The 258-nt window shown below is 73.3% G+C and carries 1 protein-coding gene; it reads left to right on the forward strand.

The genetic code is table 11. From position 1 onward, the window contains the following. Positions 1-29: 29 nt before the first annotated feature. The coding region (locus ACNEUN_RS06310) for a hypothetical protein (RefSeq protein ID WP_463631589.1) at positions 30-258 on the forward strand (229 nt) is incomplete at its 3' end.

Raw genomic sequence — 258 nt, forward strand, 5'->3', positions numbered from 1 at the left:
GGGGTGCGGCTTTGCCTAATGGCCGGTCGTTGGCGCATGCCGCCGGTGTCATCCCGCGCATCGATATGACCGACTCCTCCGCGACTTCCCCTGCGACGCAGGCGATACCGCCCTCGGCCTGGCCGCGCGGGCGCGCTCGTCGCGCGGCCGTGATCGCGGCGGTCTGCGCGGTGATGGCGGCGGGTGTGACCATCGCCTATCTGTGGGGCGAGCGCGTCGGCATCCGCGCGCAGCGCGATGGCACCGCGCACCGCATCG

The organism is Gardnerella sp. C0684A1, assembly GCF_055326835.1.